Genomic DNA, 18,743 nt, shown 5'->3' on the forward strand with positions numbered 1-18,743 from the left:
AACCCGCGACACCAGGAGAACGGGCATGTACATCGCGACAAGCCGGACCTCGGACCTGGCGGCCGGGACCGACCGCAAGCCCGCGCTGAAACGGGTCTCCGCCAACGTCGTCGCGCTGGGCATGGTCAGCCTGGTCACCGACGTCTCCTCCGAGATGGTCACCGCCGTCCTGCCGCTCTACCTGGTGCTCGGCCTCGGGCTGAACCCGCTGCAGTTCGGCCTGCTCGATGGGCTCTACGCGGGCGCCACCGCGGTCGTGCGGGTGCTCGGCGGGCACCTCGCCGACCGGTGGCGGCGGCTCAAGGCCGTCGCCGGGCTCGGGTACGGCCTGTCCGCGGTGTGCAAGCTCGGCCTGGTCGCGGCCGGCTCGTCGGTCGCCGCGATCGGGGTCGTCCTCGCCGCCGACCGCACCGGCAAGGGCGTGCGCACCGCCCCGCGGGACGCGCTGATCTCCCTCAGCAGTGCCCCGGACGCGCTCGGCCGGTCGTTCGGCGTGCACCGCGCGCTCGACACCGTCGGCGCCTTCCTCGGGCCGCTGGTGGCGATGGCGGTGCTCGCGCTCAGCCTCGGCAGCTACACGTCGGTGTTCTTCACCAGCTTCTGCATTGCGGCGATCGCCGTGCTGCTGCTCGTGCTGTTCGTCCGGGACCACCCCGGCAGCGCCGGCCGGGCCGCGGTGTCCGCGCGGGCCGCGTTCGGCCTGTTGCGGGCCAGGGACTTCCGGCGCGTCGCGCTCTGGGCCGCGCTGCTGGGCCTGGTGACGGTCGGGGACTCGTTCGTCTACCTCGTCCTGCAGCGGCGGTGGGAGATCGCGGCGACCTGGTTCCCGCTGCTGCCGCTGGGCACTGCCGGGGTCTACCTGGTGCTCGCCGTGCCGCTGGGCAGGCTCGCCGACCGGATCGGCCGCTGGCCGGTGTTCCTCGGCGGGCACGCCGCGCTGTGCCTGGCGCTGGTGCTGCTGTGCGGCCCGCGGGCCGGGCTCTGGCTCGCGGTGGTCGCGCTCGCCCTGCACGGCGTGTTCTACGCGGCCACCGACGGCGTCCTGATGGCCGCCGCCGGGCCGCTCATCCCGGCGGACCTGCGGGCCACCGGGATGGCCGTCGTGCAGACCGGGCAGGCCGTCGCCCGGATGCTCTCGTCCGTCCTCTTCGGACTGGCGTGGACGCTGTGGGACCTGCGGCCCGCGGTGCTCGTCGCCGCGGGCTGCCTGGCCGCCGTCGCCCTCGCCGCCGCCCTCGTGAAACCGGTGCGCCCGTGAAGAAACTCGTCATCGCCCTCGCCGCCACCGCCGTGCTCGCCGCCGCGGCCGTGACCTACGTCGTCAGCGCGCGGCAGGACACCGCGGAAGCCGGGCCCGCCGCCCAGCTCACCCTCGCGCCGGGGCAGCTGCTGTTCCGCAGTGTCTCGACCGGCCGCGTCGGCGCCGTCCCGCTGACCGACCCGACGGCGAAACCGCAGCTCAGCGGCCTGAAGTGCGACCGGTTCGCGGTGGCGAAGCAGACCGCGGTGTGCCTGGCCGTGCAGCCGGGCACGCTGCCGGCGGTGACCGACGTCCTCGTCCTCGACGGCCGCTTCGGCGTCCGCCACACCGAAAGCCTTCCCGGCACGCCGAGCCGGGCCCGCGTCTCCCCGGACGGCAAGCGCGTCTACTGGACCCTGTTCGTCACCGGTGATTCCTACGCGGCAACGGGTTTCTCGACGCGCGCCGGAATATACACAGTGGACAGCGGACGGCTGACCAAGTCGATCGAGGAGCTGCCGGTGTTCACCGGCGGCAAGCGGTACTTCGCCCCCGACGTCAACTACTGGGGCATCACCTTCGCCGCCGACGGCAACCGCTTCTACGCCACCCTCGGCAGCAAGGGCCGCACGTACCTCGTCGAAGCCGACTACGGGCGCTTCCGCGGCAAGACCCTGCGGGAGAACGTCGAGTGCCCGTCGCTGTCCCCGGACGGCACGCGCGTGGCGTTCAAGAAGAAGACCGCCGAGGGCACCTGGCGGCTGTCGGTGCTGGAGCTGGCGAGCCTGAAGGAAACCGAGCTGGCCGAGACACGCAGCGTGGACGACCAGGCGCTGTGGCAGGACGACCACACCGTGCTCTACGGGCTGGACAACGCCGTGTGGGCGGTCCCGGCCGACGGGTCCGGCACTCCGCGGCAGCTCGTCGCCGACGCGGCCTCGCCCGCCGTCACCGGCTGACGGTCCTGACAGTACTGGCGGTCCGCCATCGTGCGGCGGCCACCGCGACCGCGATGTAGACGGCCTGCTCCGGAAGCCGGGCCCACAGCGGAGGCGGGGCCTGGCCGCCGAGTGCGACGTCCGCGGCGACGGCGTGCACGTTCGCCGGGAGCAGGCAGACGAACAGCGCGGCCAGGCACCATCCGGCCGCCCGGCGGGTGCGTGCCACGACGAGCCCGAGCGCGCCGGCCAGCTCCAGCACGCCGGTCACCCAGACGACCAGTGACGGGAACGGCACGAACGGCGGGACCATCGCGGTCAGCGAGCCGTGGCCCGGCATGAACCCGAGGCCGTCCGGGGCGAAGTGCGCGGACGCGGTCGCCACCAGCATGACCGCGAGGCCGTGGGCCGCGCTCACCGGCCAGGTCGCGAAGCGCCGGACGCCGCGCGCGCCCAGCAGCCGGAACAGCAGGCTCGTCCCGGCGAACAGCGCGAACGTCATGCCGTCTCCTCGAAGAACAGGCACCCGGCGCAGAAGCCGCTGCCGGTGGCGGTGACCGGGGTGCCGCCCGCTTCGACGGTCCGGCGGGCGTGGGCGAGGTCGGCGACCGCGATCGTCATCGCCTCGAGCCGGGAGACCGGACCGCGGACGATCTCCAGCCGCGCGTCCCCCGCCGGCAGCACGGCGATCGGTCCCGGCGGCGCGGACGGGAGGCCGAGCAGCCGGGCGTACCGGTCCACGATCGCGTCGAAGTCGGTGTCCGCGGCCGAGATCCGCACCGCGGCGAGGCGGCGGGCACCGTTCGGGTGCGCCACGCCCCGCACGTGGTCGCGCGTCAGGTGCTGGGCCACGCCGACGTACCCCTCCGGTGTCCGCCGCGGGTCGAGGTGCACCGCGCGCGCCCGCAGCGTGCGGACGCCGTCCGGGGTGCGGACGTCGCGCTCCAGGTCGAGCACGCCGGAAGCCGGGACCCCGGCGGACGCCAGCGCCTCCGCCGCGGCCGCGGCGTCGGGGGTTTCGAAGTTGAGGAGCCGGAAGCCCGTGCCCATGGTGCGGCTGTGCCACGGATCGGGCGAGGTCTCGTCGAGGATGCCCAGCAGCTCGATGTACGCGTTGCCGAGGTAGACGCACTGGTTCGCGGTGCAGCCGGGCACCGGGGGCGAGCCCGGTTCCGGGCTGAGCAGATGGCGCGAGCGCGGGCTCACGGCGAACCCGAGCGCGGTGTACCGGGCGGCGAGCCCGTCGAGGTCGCGGGTCACGACGCCGGTGTGGTGGAAGCCGTCGATGGTCATGGGCTGATCGTGCGGTGGGCGGCGCCGCCGGGGCAGCAGCCGGAAACCCGCACGCCGGAATCCGGCGCCGCACTACCCTGTCCGGGTGGAATCCGTCACGCTCGACCCGCTGGACCGGCGGCTGCTGCACGCGCTCCAGCTGGACGCCCGTGCGCCGTTCAGCCGGATCGCGACCGTCCTGGACGTCTCGGACCGCACGGTCGCCCGCCGCTTCGCCCGCCTCCGCGCGGCCGGCGCCGTCCGCGTCAGCGCCACGCCCCGCGACCGGACCGAATGGCTCGTCCGGCTGCGCGTCCTCCCGCACGGCGCCGCCGGGCTCGCCCGGACCCTCGCCGGGCACGCCGACACGGCGTGGGTGACGGTGCTGTCCGGGGGCAGCGAGGTCGCCTGCGTCTTCCGGACCGGCGACGGCGCGGCCCCGCCCGCCGGGCTGAGCCGCCACCCGCACGTCACCGGCGTCAGCGTGCAGCAGCTCCTCCGCCCCCTCATGGACCGTTCGTGGGCGGGGCGGACCTCGGCGCTCACGGCCGAGCAGGCCGACGCGCTGCGGGTACCGGAGTACGGGCCGCAGCCGGTCCGGACGGCGGAGCTGGACCGGCGGCTGCTGCCCGCACTGGCTGCGGACGGGCGGGCGGCCTGCGCGGACCTCGCCGCCCGCGTCGGCTGGTCCGAATCCGCCGTCCGCCGCCGTCTCGAGGACCTGCGCGGCCTGCTGCGGTTCCACGTCGAGGTGGATCCCGCCCTGTTCGGCTGCCGGGCCCAGTGCCTGCTGTGGCTGACCGTGACCCCGGCGCGGGCCGCCGAGGTGTCCCGGCAGCTGGCCGCGGACGCCGAGGTCGCGTACGTCGCCGCGACGACCGGCAGCCACGACCTGCTGGCCGTGGTGGTGTGCCGGGATGCCGAGCACCTGTACCGGTACGTCTACGAGCGGGTGGGCGTGCGCCCGGGTGTCGAGCGGGTCGAAACCGCGGTGATCTCCGCCTGCACCAAGCGGTTCGCGCCGGCTCAGGACCGCAGGTAGCGGACCTGCCCGCCCTTGCCGCGCTCGTACCCGTCCCGCCCGGCCAGGTGCTCCGGCACGCCGACCTCCCACCAGGCCCCGGCTTCGGTCCACGCCGACGGCTGCGTCTTCACCACGACCACGGCGGGACGCCGCTGCGTCACCGCCGCCTCGCGGGCGGCCGCGTAGGCCTCCCGCAGCGAGTCCACTGTGGACGCCGTGAACACCAGGCAGCCCAGCGACTCCGCGTGGCGGGCGAAGTCCACCCGCGGCGGCGAGGCATGCGAAGTCGTGCAGTCGGCGTAGAAGTTGTTGAACGGCTTGCCGCCCTGGCCCTCCTGCAGCCGGGCGATCACCGCGTAGCCGTCGTTGTCGCACACCACCGCGACGAACGGGTGGCCCGCGAACGCCGCCGAGAACAGCTCGGAGTTCAGCATCAGGTACGAGCCGTCGCCCAGCAGCGTCGTCACCAGGCCCGGCCACGCGATCGCCGCGCCCCACGCGCCGGACAGCTCGTAGCCCATGCACGAGAAGCCGTACTCGACGTCCATCGACAGCGACCCGGACCCGCGCCAGCCGCCGATCAGCTCGCCCGGCAGGCCGCCGGACGCCGTCATGACGTAGTCGTCCGCCGCGGACAGGTCGTTCACCACGCCGACCACCTGCGCATACGACGGGATGTCCCCGGCAGCCGAACGCAGCGAGCCGATGTGCGCGTCCCACGACGCCCGCTCGGCCGCCGCCCGCGCGGTCCACGACGTGTCCACGCGCCAGCTCTCCAACTGCGCCGACAGGTCCACGAGACCGGCGTCGGCGTCCCCGACGACGGCCAGCGCGCCGTGCTTGACCGCGTCGAACCGGGCCGCGTTCAGCGTCACCAGCCGGGCGTCGGGGGAGAAGACCGTCCACGACGCGGTCGTGAAGTCCTGCAGCCGCGTCCCGACCGCGAGGACCACGTCCGCGGCCGCGGCCACGGCGTTCGCCGACGTCGAGCCCGTGATGCCCAGCGGGCCCGCGTGCAACGGGTGGTCGTGCGGCACCAGCGTCCGGCCCGCGGTCGTCTCCACGACGGGGATGCCGTGCCGCTCGGCGAAGTCGAGCGCCCGCTGCCCGGCACCGGAGTACCGGACACCGCCGCCGAGCACGAGCAGGGGCCGGTGCGCCGACCGCAGGACCGCTGCCGCCTCGGTGACCGACCGCCGGTCCGGGCGCGGCCGCAGCGGCCGGTGCAGCACCGGCTCGAACAGCGCCTCCGGGAAGTCGTAGGTCTCCGCCTGGACGTCCTGCGGCAGCGCGAGGGTGACCGGCCCGGCGTCGGCCGGGTCCGTGAGCACCCGGGCGACCTGCGGCAACGTCGAGATCAGCTGCTCGGGCCTGGTGATCCGGTCGAAGTAGCGGGAGACCGCGCGGAAGGCGTCGTTCACCGTGGCCGTCGCGTCGCCGAACGGCTCGATCTGCTGCAGCACCGGGTCCGGTGCCCGGTTGGTGAACGTGTCGCCGGGCAGGAGCAGCACCGGCAGCCGGTTCGCGTGCGCGACGCCCGCCGCGGTCACCATGTTCAGTGCGCCCGGTCCGATCGACGACGTCACGACGCCGACCTGCCGCCGGTGCGTGGCCTTCGCGTAGCCGACCGCGGCCAGCGCCATGCCCTGCTCGGTGTGCCCGCGCCAGACCGGGATGTCGCCGCGGTGCTCCTCCAGCGCGGTGCCGAGGCCGAGGACGTTGCCGTGCCCGAAGATCGCGAACACGCCGGGGAACAACGGGACTTCGCGCCCGTCCAGGGTTTCCGACCGCTGCGCGAGAAGCCAGCGGACCAGCGCCTGAGCCGTCGTGAGTTTCACTGAACACGCCCTTCGTGACTTGTGACGGGACATCTCGGGTCGGGGTCCTGCGCCGCCCACGTGTCGCGGACCCACCCGTGCGCGGGGTCGTCGCAGAACGCCATCGACCGTTCGGGAGCGGGCCCGGCCAGGACGTTCAGGTAGTACATCGGGTAGCCGGGCGCGGCCACGCACGGCCCGTGATACCCGCGCGGGACGAGGAAGACGTCGTGGTCGCGCACGGCGACGTCCTCGTCCAGCTCGCCGTCGCCCGTGTACGTCCGGTGCAGGCCGAAGCCTTCGCGCGAGGGCGTCACGCCGTCGCGGCCGGCGATGCGGAAGTAGTAGATCTCCTCGTTGACGACCTCGCACTCGGACGCCTCGTCGTGCTTGTGCGGCGGGTAGGACGACCAGTTGCCGCCCGGGGTGATCAGCTCGCAGGCGTTGAGCTTGTCGGCGTGGTCCCACACCCCCGGGACGCCGAAGTTGGTCACCTGCCGCGTCGCCTGCCCGGCGCCGCGCACCTCGACCGGGACGTCTTCGGCCGGTCCGTACTTCGGTTCCAGACGGCGGGTGCAGCGTGCCATCGGCAGCGCGACTTCGAGACCGTCCCTTGCCGACACCTCGACTTCGGCTTCGCGCGGCACGTAGGCGAAGTCGGTGACCCGGGTGAAGACCGAGTCGCGGCCGCGGAGTTCGAAGGCCTGGCCGTCGACCCGGACGGTCGCCGAGCCGGACAGGGGCAGCACGAACGCCTCGTACTCACCCGTGTGGACGACCCGCGTCTCGCCCGGCGCCAGGCCCAGGACCCGCAGCCCGGTGTAGGTCCAGCCCGCGCTGTCGGGGGTGAGCCGGACCGGGTCGGCGTCGTCGGACAGTGTCCCGAAAGGACGGTGCAGCTTGCTCACTTCGCGGCCTCCAGTGCCGTTGCGGCGGCTTCGACGGCAGCCCCGGCGTTCCCGCCGAGCCGGGTGTGGTCCAGGACCAGGCCGCGGACGACCGGGTGCGACAGCATCCAGTCCGACGGCGCGTCGCGGAGCACCACCGGCAGCGTCGTGGCGTCCAGGACGGCGGCCGACTCCGGGGGCGGCAGCCGCAGCCAGGTGTGCGCCGACGTCGTCCCGAGGCCGGACGCGACCGCGACCGCCCGCGCTGTCGGCGCCGGGTCCTCCGGCAGCTCGATCAGGGCGATCAGGCCGTACGCGGCCAGCTCGGTGACGGCGTCGGCGCAGGCCTGCAGTGCCGCGGCGGTGCCGGGCAGGCGCAGCAGCAGCCGTCCGCCGTCGAGGCCGCAGTCGACCAGCGTGCGGGCGTCGTAGCCGGTGAACCGGTCGCCGGGGTTCATCGCCCCGAAGACGACCTTGTCGTGCAGGGCGCCGAGCAGGAGCAGCTCCTCGACGACGTCCGGGGTGCCGAGGACGCCGTCGACAGCGGGGTTCTCCAGCGCGGTGAGCAGCCGCTCCAGCAGCGTCCGCCGGCCCTCGCCGTCCCCCTCGGCGGCGGCGACCAGGAACAGGGTGCCCTGGTCGGACAGCAGCCGGGACCGCCGCTTGCGGGTCGCGTAGGCCTGCCGGACCGCGCCCGGGTCCGTGGCGCGGACGTGCAGCAGGTCCCGCCACCGCTCGTCGGTGAGGATCACAGCAGCTCCTCGATCTCCTCCGCGGTCGGCATGGCGTCGGCGCAGGCCAGCCGGGACGCCACGAGCGCGCCCGCCGCGTTCGCGTACTCCGCGATGCGCACCGGGTCCCAGCCCGCGAGGAGACCGTGGATCAGGGCGCCGCCGAAGCCGTCGCCCGCGCCGAGCCCGCAGACGACCTCGACGCGCTGCGGCGGGACGGTCCAGCGGCCGTCCGGGGTCGCCACCAGCACGCCTTCGGCGCCCTTCTTGATCACGGCCAGCCGCAGCCCGCGGTCGAGCATCCGGTCCGCGGCGGTGTCGGGGTCCGCGGTGCCGACGGCGACCTCCACCTCGGTGCGGTTGCCGACCGCGACCGTCACGTGGTCGAGCATCGCCCCGATCTCCGCCCGCGCCTCCTCGACCGAGGGCCAGAACATCGGCCGGTAGTCCAGGTCCAGCACGGTGTGCTCCCGCCGTCCCCGGGCTTCGAGGATCTTCCGCTGGGTGGCCCGCGCGGGCTCGGCGGAGACGCCGGTGCCGGTGACCCACAGCAGCGGCACCGACTCCACGACGTCCCACGGCACGTCGTCGTCGGTCAGGGTGAGGTCCGGGGCGATGGGGGAGCGGTAGAACAGCAGCGGCGGGTCCGCGGGCGGGTTCAGCTCGCAGAACACCACGGGTGTCTGCAGCTCCGGGGAAGTGCCCACATAGGACGGTGAGACCCCGAAGCCGTCCAGTGCCTGCCGGACGTAGTCGCCGAAGCCGTCCGGCCCGACCTTGGTGAGCACGGCCGTGCGGCGGCCCAGCCGCGCGGCGGCGACCGCGACGTTGGTCGCGGTCCCGCCGAGCGACTTGGCGAACGTGCTGACCCCGGCCAGCGGGACCCCGCTCTGCTCCGGGTAGAGGTCGACCCCGACCCGGCCGATCGTCAACGCCTCGATGGTCATGCCGCCTCCGCGGGAAAGAGTGCGTCGGCGGGGCTCACGCCTTCTCCACCTGCCGCAGCTCGTGTTCCAGTGCTTCCAGTTCGGCACCGCCCGCCATCTGCCGGGTCAGCTCGTTGATGCCGATCTCGGACTTCTCGTAGTGCCCGAGCGCGGCACCCCGCTTGAGCAGCAGGAACCGGTCGGCCACCGGGTAGGCGTGGTGCGGGTTGTGCGTGATCAGCACGACGCCGAGCCCGCGGTCACGGGCCTGCGCGACGTACTTCAGCACGACCCCGGCCTGCTTGACGCCCAGCGCGGCCGTCGGCTCGTCGAGGATCAGCACCTTCGCGCCGAAGTAGACCGCCCGCGCGATGGCGACACACTGGCGTTCACCACCCGAGAGCGTCCCGACCGGCTGCTCGACGTCACGCAGGTCGATGCCCATGTCGGACAGCGCCTTCTTGGTCGTCTCGCGGCCCTTCCTGCGGTCGAGCATCCGGAACGGGCCGAACCCGGTCGTCGGCTCGGAGCCGAGGAAGAAGTTCCGCCAGACACTCATCAGCGGGACCACGGCGAGGTCCTGGTACACCGTCGCGATCCCGCGGTCCAGTGCCTCGCGCGGCGAGGAGAACCGCACCGGCTCGCCCTCGACGAGGAACTCGCCGCGGTCGTGCTGGTGCACGCCGGCCAGGATCTTGATCAAAGTGGACTTCCCGGCGCCGTTGTCGCCGAGCACGCAGGTGACCTCACCGGCATTGACCACAGTGGACACATCGCGCAGCGCGATCACGCTGCCGTAGGTCTTCCCGATGTCGCGGACTTCCAGCAGGCTCATCGGCGTACCCTCTCCGCACGGCGCCGGAAGGCGTTGTTGACCAGGACCGCGGCCAGCAGCATGATGCCGAGGAACAGCATGAACCAGTCGCTGTTCCACTGCGCGAACACGATGCCCTGCCGCGCCATGCCGAAGATCAGCGCGCCGATCGCCGCGCCCACCGCCGAGCCGAACCCGCCGGTGAGCAGGCAGCCGCCGATCACCGCGGCGATGATGTACTGGAACTCCAGCCCGATGCCCTGGTTGGCCTGCACGCTGGCGAAGCGCAGGATGTTGATCGAGCCGACCAGCCACGCGCCGAGCGCGGTGCCCATGAACAGCAGGATCTTCGTGCGCACCACCGGCACGCCGACCGAGCGGGCCGACACCTGCGACCCGCCGACGGCGAAGATCCAGTTCCCGAACCGGGTCCGCACCAGCAGCCAGGCGGCGATCGCCGTGACCACGATCCACCAGACGATCGACGACTGGAACTGTGTGCCGCCGATGTCGAAAGTGGACGCGAACAGCGCGCCCGCCGACTCGTAACCGCTGGTCGAGCGCATCCCCGACACCTGGACGGTGTTGGTGACCAGCCGTGTCACGCCGAGGTTGAGCCCCTGCAGCGCGAGGAACGACCCCAGCGTGACGATGAAGCTGGGCAGGCCGGTCTTCATCACCAGCCAGCCGTTGAAGGCGCCGACGCCCAGGGCGAACGCCAGCGACACCAGGAGCGCGAGCCAGACGTTCCAGCCCGCCTGCGTTGCCAGGATCGCCGTTACCAGCGACGTCGACGCCGTCATGACGCCGGCGGAGAGGTCGAACTCGCCGCCGACCATGAGCAGCGCGACCACGACGGCCATGATGCCCAGCGTCGAGGAGTCGTCCAGCCAGGTCGCCACGCCCAGCGGGCTGAGGAACTGGCTGGTGACGACGGAGAAGAACACGAACACCAGCACCGCGCCGAGCAGCGCGCCGATCTCGGGCCGGACGACCAGCCGGTCGATCAGGCTCTTACTGGCTATGCGTTCGTCGGGTTGTGCCTGGATTGCTGCGGTCATCGGGTACCACGCTGGGCGTACGGGGCGATGGTGTCGATGTTGGTCTTGTCGACGAAGCCGGGGCCGGTCTGCACCGGCTTGCCGCCGCCGATGGTGTTGCCGTTCTCCTTGTACAGCTTGAGGAACACGATCGGCAGGTAGCCCTGCTCGTACTGCTGCTGGTCGACGGCGAAGAGGATGCTGCCGTCCTTGATGGCCGCGACGACGTCGGCGTTCAGGTCGAACGTCGCCACCTGGGCCTTGGAGCTCGCCTCCTTCGCGGCGGCGACGGCACGGGCCGCGACCTGCGAGTTCAGCGCCAGCACCGCGTCGATCGACGGGTCGGACTGCAGGGCGCCGCGGATGCGGGCCTGTGCGTCGGTCGGGTTGGAGATGTCGACCTGCAGCGTGGTGACGTTGCCGAAGGTCTGCTTCGCGCCGTCGCAGCGCTGGTTCTGGCCGATGTTGCCCGCCTCGTGGATGACGCACAGCAGCTTGGTCTTGCCTGCCGCCTTCAGCCGCTGGCCGGCGCCCTGGCCCGCGAGGCCCTCGCTCTGCCCGACGTGCGCGATCGCGCCGAACGCCGCGCTGGAGTCCTCGCCGGAGTTGATCGTGATGACCGGGATGCCCGCCTTGACCGCGTTCTGGATCGACGTCTGCAGGGCCTGCGGGTTGGCCATCGAGACGACCAGGCCGCCGACCTTCTGCGCGACGGCGTTGTCGATCAGCTTGGCCTGGTTGCCCGGGTCGCCGTCGGAGTAGTAGTCGACGCCGACGTTCAGGTCCTTGCCCGCCTGCTCGGCGCCGTTCTTGACGACGTTCCAGAAGGCGTCGCCGGCACTGCCGTGGGTGACGACGGCGACCTTGAGCGGGCCGCCAGCGTTCGGCGCCGCGACGGTCGCGGAACTGGGGTTGTTGTTGCTGTTCGAGTTGTCGGCCGCGGGGCCGCTGCACGCGGAGAGCACGAGGCCGGTGGCGGCGATCGCCGCCACGCCTGCCAGCTTCTTGAGGGAAAACACAGTCACTCCTTTGGGACCAGGGGGGTCTACAGAGAGCCGATGATCTTCGTGAGGTGGGCCAGGCTGCGCTCGGTGTCCCGCCGGGGTAGGTCGTCGGGACTCTCCGCGCCGAGGGCGGTGTCCTGTTCGAGGACGTACCAGCCGTCGTAGCCTGCCGCCTGGACGGAGCGCACCATCGCCGCCACGTCCACATCCCCCTCGCCGAGCGGGGTGTACAGGCCCCGCCCGACCGCTTCGGTGTAGCCGAGCCTGCCCGCGCGGACCTCGGCCGCGAGGTCTTCCCGGACGTCCTTGAGATGCACGTGCCCCACCCGTTCGGGATACCGCTTCGCCAGCTCCACCGGATCCGTCCCGCCGATCATCAGGTGCCCGGTGTCCAGGCACAACCCGAGATCGGAGCCGTCGAGGAACCGCTCGACCTCGGCCTGCTGCTCCACGTGCGTCCCGACGTGCGGGTGCAGCACCGTGCGCAGGCCGTGGCGGGCCGCGATGTCCCGGATCTTGCCGGCGGTTTCGACGAGCGTCGCCCATTCGGCGTCGGAGAGCCGCGGGCGGTCGTCGTAGCCGTCGAGACCGGTGGCGGCGGCGAGCACGAGGACGTCGCCCCCGCAGGCGGCGAACAGCGCGGCCGACTCCTCGGCCTCCTTCAGCGCGTTCTCCGGGTTTTCGTGCAGCACGACGGCGAGGAAGCCGCCGACGAGCGTCAGGCCGTACCGGCCGAGCAGCTCGCGCAGCTGGGCGGGGTCGCGCGGGAGGTAGCCGGGCGGGCCCAGCTCGGTGGCCTGGACGCCCAGTTCCGCCATCTCGCCGAGCACGGTGGCCGCGTCCAGCACGCGGCCCCAGCCCGGGACTTCGCAGACGCCCCAGGAGATCGGCGCGGCGGCTACTCGGAACGTCGCTGTCACAGGGGCCTCCGTTGGTCCGTTGGAGCGCTCTATTGATTAGAGCGCTCTAATCTTGTAGCGTCCGTCACAGCAAAGTCAAGGGTGGGTTTCCGGTGCTCAGGGAGGTGCGGACGGTGCGCCCGACGATGGAGGACGTCGCCGCGCGTGCGGGAGTTTCCCGCGCGCTGGTCTCCCTGGTGATGAACAATTCACCGAAGGTCTCCGAAGCCCGGCGCGCGGCCGTGCTGCGTGCGGCCGAAGAACTCGGCTACCAGCCGCACGTGATGGCGCGGTCGCTGGCCAGCCGCACGTCCACGGTGCTCGGCGTGATGGTCAACGACCTGCGCAACGCCTTCTTCGCCGACATCGTCGAAGAGCTGGACACCGCCGCGCAGGCCGCGGGGTTCGACCTGATCCTCAACACCGGCGGCCGCAGTCCCACGCGGGAGTGGAACGCCCTGCACAACCTGCTTTCCTTCCGCCCGGCCGGGATCATCCTGCTCTCCCCGGTCGTCCCTGCCTCGGCGATCCAGGTCGCCGCCCGGCAGTGCCCGGTCGTGCTGGTGTCCCGGACGACGCGGGCGTCCACAGTGGACACGGTGAACGACGACGGCGAGGCGGGGTCCGCGCTGGCCGTGGACCACCTGGTCGGCCTCGGGCACCGGCGCATCGCGCACCTCGACGGCGGCGGCGCGGCCGGAGCGGCGCAGCGACGGCGCGGTTTCGAGGCGGCGATGCGGCGGCACGGCCTGGAGCCGATCGTCGTGCGCAGCGAGCACACCGACATCGGGGGCGAGAAGGCCGTGCGCGAGCTGCTGGCCGCGTACTCGCGCGCGGAGCTGCCCACGGGCTTGGTCTCCGGCAACGACTTCAACGCCGTGGGGGCGATCTCGGCGCTGGAAGAGGCGGGGCTGCGGGTGCCGGGGGACGTCTCGGTCGTCGGCTACGACAACACCTCGCTCGCCGCGTTGCGGCACCTTTCCCTGACCACGATCGACCAGCCGCGCAAGGACATGGCGCGGCTGGCCTTCGAAGCGCTGATCGAGCGCGTCCGCGGGGAGCGCACGGAGCCGGTCCGGCACCTGCTGCACCCCTCCCTGGTGGTCCGTGCGACCACCGCCCCGTTTTCCGCGACAGGAAGGTCATGACGATGAGGTTGGGACTGGCCGGCACCGGCCGGATCGGCACCGCGCACGCCGAGACGCTCAAGGGCTTCGAGGAGGTCGAGTCGGTCGTCGTGGCCGACGTCGACGCCGCGCGTGCGGCTTCCGCCGCGGCGAAGCTGGGTGTCGAATCGGCTTCCCTGGAGGAGCTGTTCACCGCGGGACTGGACGGGCTGGTCGTCACCGCGGCCACCGACGCGCACCCCGGCCTGATCATCGCGGCGGTCGACGCGGGCCTCCCGGTGTTCTGCGAGAAGCCGGTCGCCGCGGACATCCCGGGCACGCTGGCCGTCATCGACCGCATCGAGGGCTCCGACGTGCCGGTCCAGATCGGCTTCCAGCGCCGCTTCGACGCGGGCTACGCGGCGGCGCGGGCGGCGGTGGCGTCGGGCGAGCTGGGCTGGCTGCACACGCTGCGCGCGACGACGTTCGACCCGGCACCCCCGCCGGCCGAGTACGTCGCCCACTCGGGTGGGTTGTTCCGCGACTGCGGCGTCCACGACTTCGACATCATCCGCTGGGTGAGCGGCCGCGAGGTCGCGGAGGTCTACGCGACGGGAGCCAACCGCGGCGAGCAGTTCTTCGCGGACGCGGGCGACGTCGACACGGCGGCGGCCACGCTGACCCTGGACGACGGAACCCTGGCGACGGTCTCGATGACCCGCTACAACGGCGCGGGCTACGACGTCCGGCTGGACGTGCTGGGCTCGGTGTCGGGCGTGGTGGTCGGCCTGGACGACCGGTCGCCGCTGCGCTCGGCGGAGCCGGGCGTGGCCCCGCTGCCGGGCCCGCCGTACCCGGGTTTCATGGAGCGCTTCCGTGCGGCGTACACGACGGAGCTGCGGGCCTTCCTCGACGTCGTCGCGGGCCGCGCGCCTTCGCCCTGCGGCGCGGCCGACGCGCTCGAAGCGTTCTACATCGCCGAGGCCTGCGAGGTCTCCCGCCGTGAGCGCCGTCCGGTCCGCCTGGAGGAAGTCCGGCGCTGATCACGGCCTGAGCAGCTTCCGGACGGTGCGTTCCACCAGGTCCACGGCCTTCGGCGGCGGTGTGCGGCCGCTCGAGACGTACCGGTGGACCACCGCGCGGGGGACCTCCACCAGGGCCAGGACGACGTCCTCGTCCGTGCAGCCGGTGAGCGGGGGCAGGGTGAGCGTGGCGCGCTTCAGGGCGTCGCGCAGCTCCTGCTCCGCCTCGGCCAGCGCCGCCGTGGCTTCGGCCGACCAGTCGGCGGGGCCGAAGGCGTGCTTGCCCGCGTCGAGGACCCGGGCGCCCGCGGGGTGCTTGCGGCACCAGCGGACGACGCTCACCGCCGCCGACACGGCCGCGTCGAGGGTGGCCGCGTCGCCGAGTGCCTGGATGTACGTCGCCTGGAAGTCGCGCAGCGTGCGGATCCAGAGGCCGGACAGCAGGGCCGGGCGGTCCGGGAAGCGGTGGTAGATCGAGCCGTTCGGCGCGCCCGCGGCTTTCGCCGTCGCGGCCATCGTGACCGCGCGGGCGCCGCCTTCGGCGAACAACGCCGTGGCGGCGTCCAGGAACTGTGCTGTGGTGTGCGTCGCGGGGCGGCCCATGTTGTAGAGACTATGCTCTAATAAGTTCTGGAGGACAGTCTCCAGAACTGGGAGGGCTTCACCGTGGTCCGCAACGTGCACACCCGCCGGTTCCCGGGTCACCGGGACGATCTCGTCCGGCTCCTCGACACCCTCGGCACCCCGGCCGACGAGCTCTGGCCGGTGGCGGACTGGCCGCCGACCCGGCTCGACGGCCCGCGCGTCCCGGGCACGCCGGCCGGACATGGGCCGATCCGCTACGTGCTGGAGGAGGCGGAGCCCGACCGGCTGCGGTTCCGCTTCACGGCACCGGCGGGCGTCCACGGCCACCACGAGTTCACCGTCGACGGCGACGCGCTGACCCACGTCCTGACGGCGTCCCTGCACGGCTGGGCCCGGCTGACCTGGCCGCTGGTCTTCCGCCCCCTGCACGACGCCCTGCTGGAGCAGCTCCTCGACCGCGCGGAACGGGCACTGACCGGCCGCGTCGCGCAGCCGGCCCGATGGTCGTCGTACGTCCGGTTCCTGCGTGGACTGGCGGAAATCCGGTCGCGCCGCACCCGCACGGAGGCGACACTGCGGGCGTGATCCGCCTGACGCCGCTGGACGAAGACACCTTGGCCCGGCTGCTCGAAGCCGCCGTCACCGGGGCCGACCCGCTGGAGGTCATGCCCCCGGTCGACGACCCGCCCGGCTGGACACCCCGGCGCCGCGCGGCGTTCCTGGCCTTCCACCGCGCCCGCTCCCTCGACCCGGCGACGGCGGTGGAACGCACGTGGGTGATCGACGTCGACGGCACGGCGGTGGGCGCGGCCCGGCTGGAGCCGCACGGGGACGCGCTGGAGGCGGGCATCTGGCTGAGCCGCGCCGCCCGCGGCCGCGGCATCGGCAGGCAGGTGACGGCGTTGCTGCTGGCCGAAGCCCGCGAAAGCGGCGCGGCAAGCTTCGTCGCCTCGACGACGGCGGGCAACGGCGGCGCCCGCGCCCTCCTCGGCGGCCTCGGGGCGGCACTCACCACGGAGGGCGACGAGGTCACCGCCGTGCTGCGGCTCAGGCCGTGAATGCCCCGTCGAGGCGGCATTCACGGCCTGAGAGTCAGTCCAGCTGCAGTTCCGGCGAGTACATCTCGATCCAGTGGTACAGGTCCAGCAGCCGGTCCAGGCCGACGCGGGCCGCCGGGTCCATCGTTGCCGGGTCCACTTCGGACACCCGATGCGCCCAGGACCGGTCCACCAGGCCGAAGACGGAGTGGCCGGGCTCGGCCAGTACCTCCTTGACCTGCTGCTGCAGCGCCGCCGCGTAGCCCGGGTCCTGGGTCGACGGGTACGGGCTCTTCACCCGCTGGGCGACCGACTCCGGCAGGACGTGCTTGGTCGCGTGCCGCAGCAGGCTCTTCTCGCGGCCGTCGAACGTCTTCAGCGACCACGGTGTGTTGTACACGTACTCCACCAGCCGGTGGTCGCAGAACGGGACGCGGACCTCCAGGCCCACCGCCATCGACGCGCGGTCCTTGCGGTCGAGCAGCATCCGCACGAAGCGGGTCAGGTGCAGGTGGCAGATCGTCCGCATCCGGGCTTCGACGGGCGACTCGCCGTCCAGGTGCTCGACGGAAGCGACCGCCGAGCGGTACTCGTCGCGCAGGTAGGAGTCCAGGTCCATCTTCGCCATCAGCTCGGGTGTGTAGAGCGACGTCCGCTCGCTCATCATCGCGCTGCGGAAGGCGATCCACGGGAACGTGTCCGCGTTCACCGACGCCTCGTCGAAGAACCAGCGGTAGCCGCCGAACACCTCGTCGGCCGACTCGCCCGACAGCGCCACCGTCGACTCGCCGCGGATCGCCTTGAACAGCAGGTACAGCGACGTGTCCATGTCGCCGAGCCCGGCCGGGATGTCCCGCGCCCGCAGGACCGCGCGCCGCACCTCCGGGTCGGTCAGCTCGGCCGGGTTCAGCACGACGTCCTTGTGCGCCGAACCGACCAGCGCGGCCACGTCGCGCACGAACGGCGAGTCCGCGGTGTCGCGCATCTCGTCCGGCTTGAAGTTCTCCTCCTGGCCGAAGAAGTCGACCGAGAACGTCCGCAGCTGCTCACCCTGCTCCGCCAGACGCGCGGCCGCCAGGCCGGTGACGGCGCTGGAGTCGAGACCGCCGGACAGCAGCACGCAGCGCGGGACGTCGGCGACGAGCTGGCGGTTGACGATGTCGGTCATCAGCTCGCGGACGCGGGCGACCGTCGTCTCCTGGTCGTCGGTGTGCTGCTTGGCGTCCAGCTTCCAGTACGTGCGGGTGCGGACGCCCTCGCGCGACACGGTGACGATCGTGCCGGGCCGGACCTCCTCCATGCCCTTCCACAGCGACCAGCCGGGCCGCTTGGTGAACGCCATCAGCTCGCGCAGGCCGTCGGTGTCGACCACCCTGGCCGCCAGCGGGTTCGCCAGGATCGCCTTCGGCTCGGAGCCGAACAGGACGCCGTCGGCGGTCGGGTAGTAGTAGAACGGCTTGATGCCCATCCGGTCGCGGATCATGACGAGCCGGTCGTCGCGCTCGTCCCAGATCGCGAAGGCGTACATGCCGTTGAGGTGGTCGACGACCGCGTCGCCCCACTGCAGGTAGCCGTGCAGCACCACTTCGGTGTCGCTGTCGGTCTCCCAGGTGTGGCCCAGCTTGGTCAGTTCCTCCTTCAGCTCGGTGAAGTTGTAGGCCTCACCGCTGTAGACCATCGCGATGTCGCCGTTCGGCGTGGACACCGTCATCGGCTGACGGCCGCCGGGCAGATCGATGATGGCCAGCCGCCGGTGGCCGAGCGCGACGTGCGTGCGCACCCAGGTGCCCGAGTCGTCCGGGCCGCGGCAGGCCATGGTCCCCGTCATGGCGTCGACGACGTCCTGGCGGCGGGTGAGGTCGGCGTCGTAGGAAACCCAGCCGGCGATACCGCACATGGGGATACCCCTCCCTGAAATTGCTTAGCCGATACAACTATCGGTAACCCAGGTGTAACACGGTCCGGAGATCTTGTCTGCCCGAATTGCACGTTCCGCGCTCATTTGGTCACGTCCTGTGGTGTGAGTCACTGACCAACTACATGCAGCCACATCGGGGCAAACGCTTGCGTGACCGCCGCCACCGGCCGTCAAGGACGCGTAAACGGCCGTCAGGAAAGCATCAAGGCGCCATCAGCCGGCCTTCGCGACGGCGTTCCGGGGACGCACAGTGACGTCGTCCCCGGTCACCGGATCCGGTGACCTGTCCTGAGAGGTGCCTGTGGCCGACTTGCTCTACGCCGTCCTGCTGATCGGCGTTTTCGTGGTGCTCGCGCTGACGCTGCGCGGGCTGGAGAAGCTGTGAACGGCGCCGGAACCGTGGCCGACGTCGTCGGCGGCCTGCTGGCGCTGGGCCTGCTCGTGTACCTGTTCGTCGCGCTGATCAGGCCGGAGAAGTTCTGA

Annotated in this window: 20 protein-coding genes; 8 read left to right on the forward strand and 12 right to left on the reverse strand. The window is 72.5% G+C overall.

Annotated features, from left to right (window positions below):
* The first annotated feature begins 25 nt into the window (after positions 1 to 25).
* Positions 26 to 1,258 carry an MFS transporter gene (locus tag ABJI51_RS06550; RefSeq protein WP_348948263.1) on the forward strand — a complete coding sequence of 411 codons (1,233 nt, stop codon included), beginning with the start codon at positions 26 to 28 and terminating at the stop codon, positions 1,256 to 1,258.
* Positions 1,255 to 2,199 carry a TolB-like translocation protein gene (locus ABJI51_RS06555; protein WP_348948264.1) on the forward strand — a complete coding sequence of 315 codons (945 nt, stop codon included), beginning with the start codon at positions 1,255 to 1,257 and terminating at the stop codon, positions 2,197 to 2,199. The genes ABJI51_RS06550 and ABJI51_RS06555 overlap by 4 nt, the downstream gene beginning before the upstream one ends.
* On the opposite strand, the gene ABJI51_RS06560 is transcribed toward ABJI51_RS06555, so the two are convergent.
* Both ABJI51_RS06560 and ABJI51_RS06565 read right to left on the reverse strand, forming a co-directional pair.
* Entirely contained in the window at positions 2,189 to 2,680 is a 492-nt protein-coding gene (locus tag ABJI51_RS06560; RefSeq protein ID WP_348948266.1) for a DoxX family protein, read from the reverse strand. The genes ABJI51_RS06555 and ABJI51_RS06560 overlap by 11 nt on opposite strands.
* Positions 2,677 to 3,471 carry a VOC family protein gene (locus ABJI51_RS06565; protein ID WP_348948268.1) on the reverse strand — a complete coding sequence of 265 codons (795 nt, stop codon included), beginning with the start codon at positions 3,469 to 3,471 and terminating at the stop codon, positions 2,677 to 2,679. The genes ABJI51_RS06560 and ABJI51_RS06565 overlap by 4 nt, the downstream gene beginning before the upstream one ends.
* Before the next feature lie 85 nt (positions 3,472 to 3,556).
* Between ABJI51_RS06565 and ABJI51_RS06570 the strand changes: the two genes are divergently transcribed.
* Positions 3,557 to 4,492, forward strand: coding sequence for an Lrp/AsnC family transcriptional regulator (locus ABJI51_RS06570; protein ID WP_348948270.1), 936 nt, complete (start codon positions 3,557 to 3,559; stop codon positions 4,490 to 4,492).
* Here ABJI51_RS06570 and iolD read toward each other — a convergent pair.
* Genes iolD through ABJI51_RS06610 form a run of 8 tightly spaced genes read right to left on the reverse strand, consistent with a single transcriptional unit; the run spans position 4,477 to position 12,613 of the window.
* The gene (gene iolD, locus ABJI51_RS06575; protein ID WP_348948272.1) at positions 4,477 to 6,312 is read right to left on the reverse strand and encodes a 3D-(3,5/4)-trihydroxycyclohexane-1,2-dione acylhydrolase (decyclizing); all 1,836 of its coding nucleotides are present in this window, start codon (positions 6,310 to 6,312) and stop codon (positions 4,477 to 4,479) included. The genes ABJI51_RS06570 and iolD overlap by 16 nt on opposite strands.
* The gene (gene iolB, locus ABJI51_RS06580) at positions 6,309 to 7,199 is read right to left on the reverse strand and encodes a 5-deoxy-glucuronate isomerase (RefSeq protein ID WP_348948274.1); all 891 of its coding nucleotides are present in this window, start codon (positions 7,197 to 7,199) and stop codon (positions 6,309 to 6,311) included. Before iolB ends, iolD begins: the two co-directional genes overlap by 4 nt.
* Entirely contained in the window at positions 7,196 to 7,930 is a 735-nt protein-coding gene (locus ABJI51_RS06585; protein ID WP_348948276.1) for a Cgl0159 family (beta/alpha)8-fold protein, read from the reverse strand. Before ABJI51_RS06585 ends, iolB begins: the two co-directional genes overlap by 4 nt.
* Positions 7,927 to 8,856, reverse strand: coding sequence for a 5-dehydro-2-deoxygluconokinase (gene iolC / locus ABJI51_RS06590; protein ID WP_348948277.1), 930 nt, complete (start codon positions 8,854 to 8,856; stop codon positions 7,927 to 7,929). The genes ABJI51_RS06585 and iolC overlap by 4 nt, the downstream gene beginning before the upstream one ends.
* 34 nt (positions 8,857 to 8,890) lie before the next feature.
* Entirely contained in the window at positions 8,891 to 9,670 is a 780-nt protein-coding gene (locus ABJI51_RS06595) for an ATP-binding cassette domain-containing protein (protein ID WP_348948279.1), read from the reverse strand.
* The gene (locus ABJI51_RS06600) at positions 9,667 to 10,710 is read right to left on the reverse strand and encodes an ABC transporter permease (RefSeq protein ID WP_348948281.1); all 1,044 of its coding nucleotides are present in this window, start codon (positions 10,708 to 10,710) and stop codon (positions 9,667 to 9,669) included. The genes ABJI51_RS06595 and ABJI51_RS06600 overlap by 4 nt, the downstream gene beginning before the upstream one ends.
* Positions 10,707 to 11,708, reverse strand: coding sequence for a sugar ABC transporter substrate-binding protein (locus tag ABJI51_RS06605; RefSeq protein ID WP_348948282.1), 1,002 nt, complete (start codon positions 11,706 to 11,708; stop codon positions 10,707 to 10,709). Before ABJI51_RS06605 ends, ABJI51_RS06600 begins: the two co-directional genes overlap by 4 nt.
* A gap of 26 nt (positions 11,709 to 11,734) precedes the next feature.
* Positions 11,735 to 12,613 (reverse strand): TIM barrel protein, encoded by an 879-nt coding sequence (locus ABJI51_RS06610; RefSeq protein WP_348948283.1) that lies wholly within the window; start codon positions 12,611 to 12,613, stop codon positions 11,735 to 11,737.
* Positions 12,614 to 12,738: 125 nt separating this feature from the next.
* On the opposite strand from ABJI51_RS06610, the gene ABJI51_RS06615 reads away from it, so the two are divergent.
* Both ABJI51_RS06615 and ABJI51_RS06620 read left to right on the forward strand, forming a co-directional pair.
* On the forward strand, positions 12,739 to 13,740 hold the full coding sequence (locus ABJI51_RS06615; RefSeq protein WP_348948713.1) for a LacI family DNA-binding transcriptional regulator: 1,002 nt from the start codon (positions 12,739 to 12,741) through the stop codon (positions 13,738 to 13,740).
* 2 nt (positions 13,741 to 13,742) lie between these two features.
* Complete coding sequence (locus ABJI51_RS06620) at positions 13,743 to 14,741, forward strand: Gfo/Idh/MocA family protein (RefSeq protein ID WP_348948285.1); 999 nt, start codon at positions 13,743 to 13,745, stop codon at positions 14,739 to 14,741.
* Here ABJI51_RS06620 and ABJI51_RS06625 read toward each other — a convergent pair whose 3' ends face one another.
* Positions 14,742 to 15,323, reverse strand: coding sequence for a TetR/AcrR family transcriptional regulator (locus ABJI51_RS06625; RefSeq protein ID WP_348948287.1), 582 nt, complete (start codon positions 15,321 to 15,323; stop codon positions 14,742 to 14,744).
* 63 nt (positions 15,324 to 15,386) lie between these two features.
* On the opposite strand from ABJI51_RS06625, the gene ABJI51_RS06630 reads away from it, so the two are divergent.
* Both ABJI51_RS06630 and ABJI51_RS06635 read left to right on the forward strand, forming a co-directional pair.
* Positions 15,387 to 15,890, forward strand: a complete 504-nt coding sequence (locus tag ABJI51_RS06630; protein ID WP_348948289.1) for a protein kinase family protein — start codon at positions 15,387 to 15,389, stop codon at positions 15,888 to 15,890.
* Positions 15,887 to 16,363 (forward strand): GNAT family N-acetyltransferase, encoded by a 477-nt coding sequence (locus tag ABJI51_RS06635; RefSeq protein ID WP_348948290.1) that lies wholly within the window; start codon positions 15,887 to 15,889, stop codon positions 16,361 to 16,363. The genes ABJI51_RS06630 and ABJI51_RS06635 overlap by 4 nt, the downstream gene beginning before the upstream one ends.
* A gap of 34 nt (positions 16,364 to 16,397) precedes the next feature.
* On the opposite strand, the gene asnB is transcribed toward ABJI51_RS06635, so the two are convergent.
* Positions 16,398 to 18,239, reverse strand: a complete 1,842-nt coding sequence (gene asnB / locus ABJI51_RS06640; RefSeq protein WP_348948292.1) for an asparagine synthase (glutamine-hydrolyzing) — start codon at positions 18,237 to 18,239, stop codon at positions 16,398 to 16,400.
* 402 nt (positions 18,240 to 18,641) lie between these two features.
* On the opposite strand from asnB, the gene kdpF reads away from it, so the two are divergent.
* Complete coding sequence (gene kdpF, locus ABJI51_RS06645) at positions 18,642 to 18,743, forward strand: K(+)-transporting ATPase subunit F (protein ID WP_348948294.1); 102 nt, start codon at positions 18,642 to 18,644, stop codon at positions 18,741 to 18,743.

It is taken from the genome of Amycolatopsis melonis (assembly GCF_040064235.1).
GTDB classification, from domain to species: Bacteria; Actinomycetota; Actinomycetes; order Mycobacteriales; family Pseudonocardiaceae; genus Amycolatopsis; species Amycolatopsis melonis.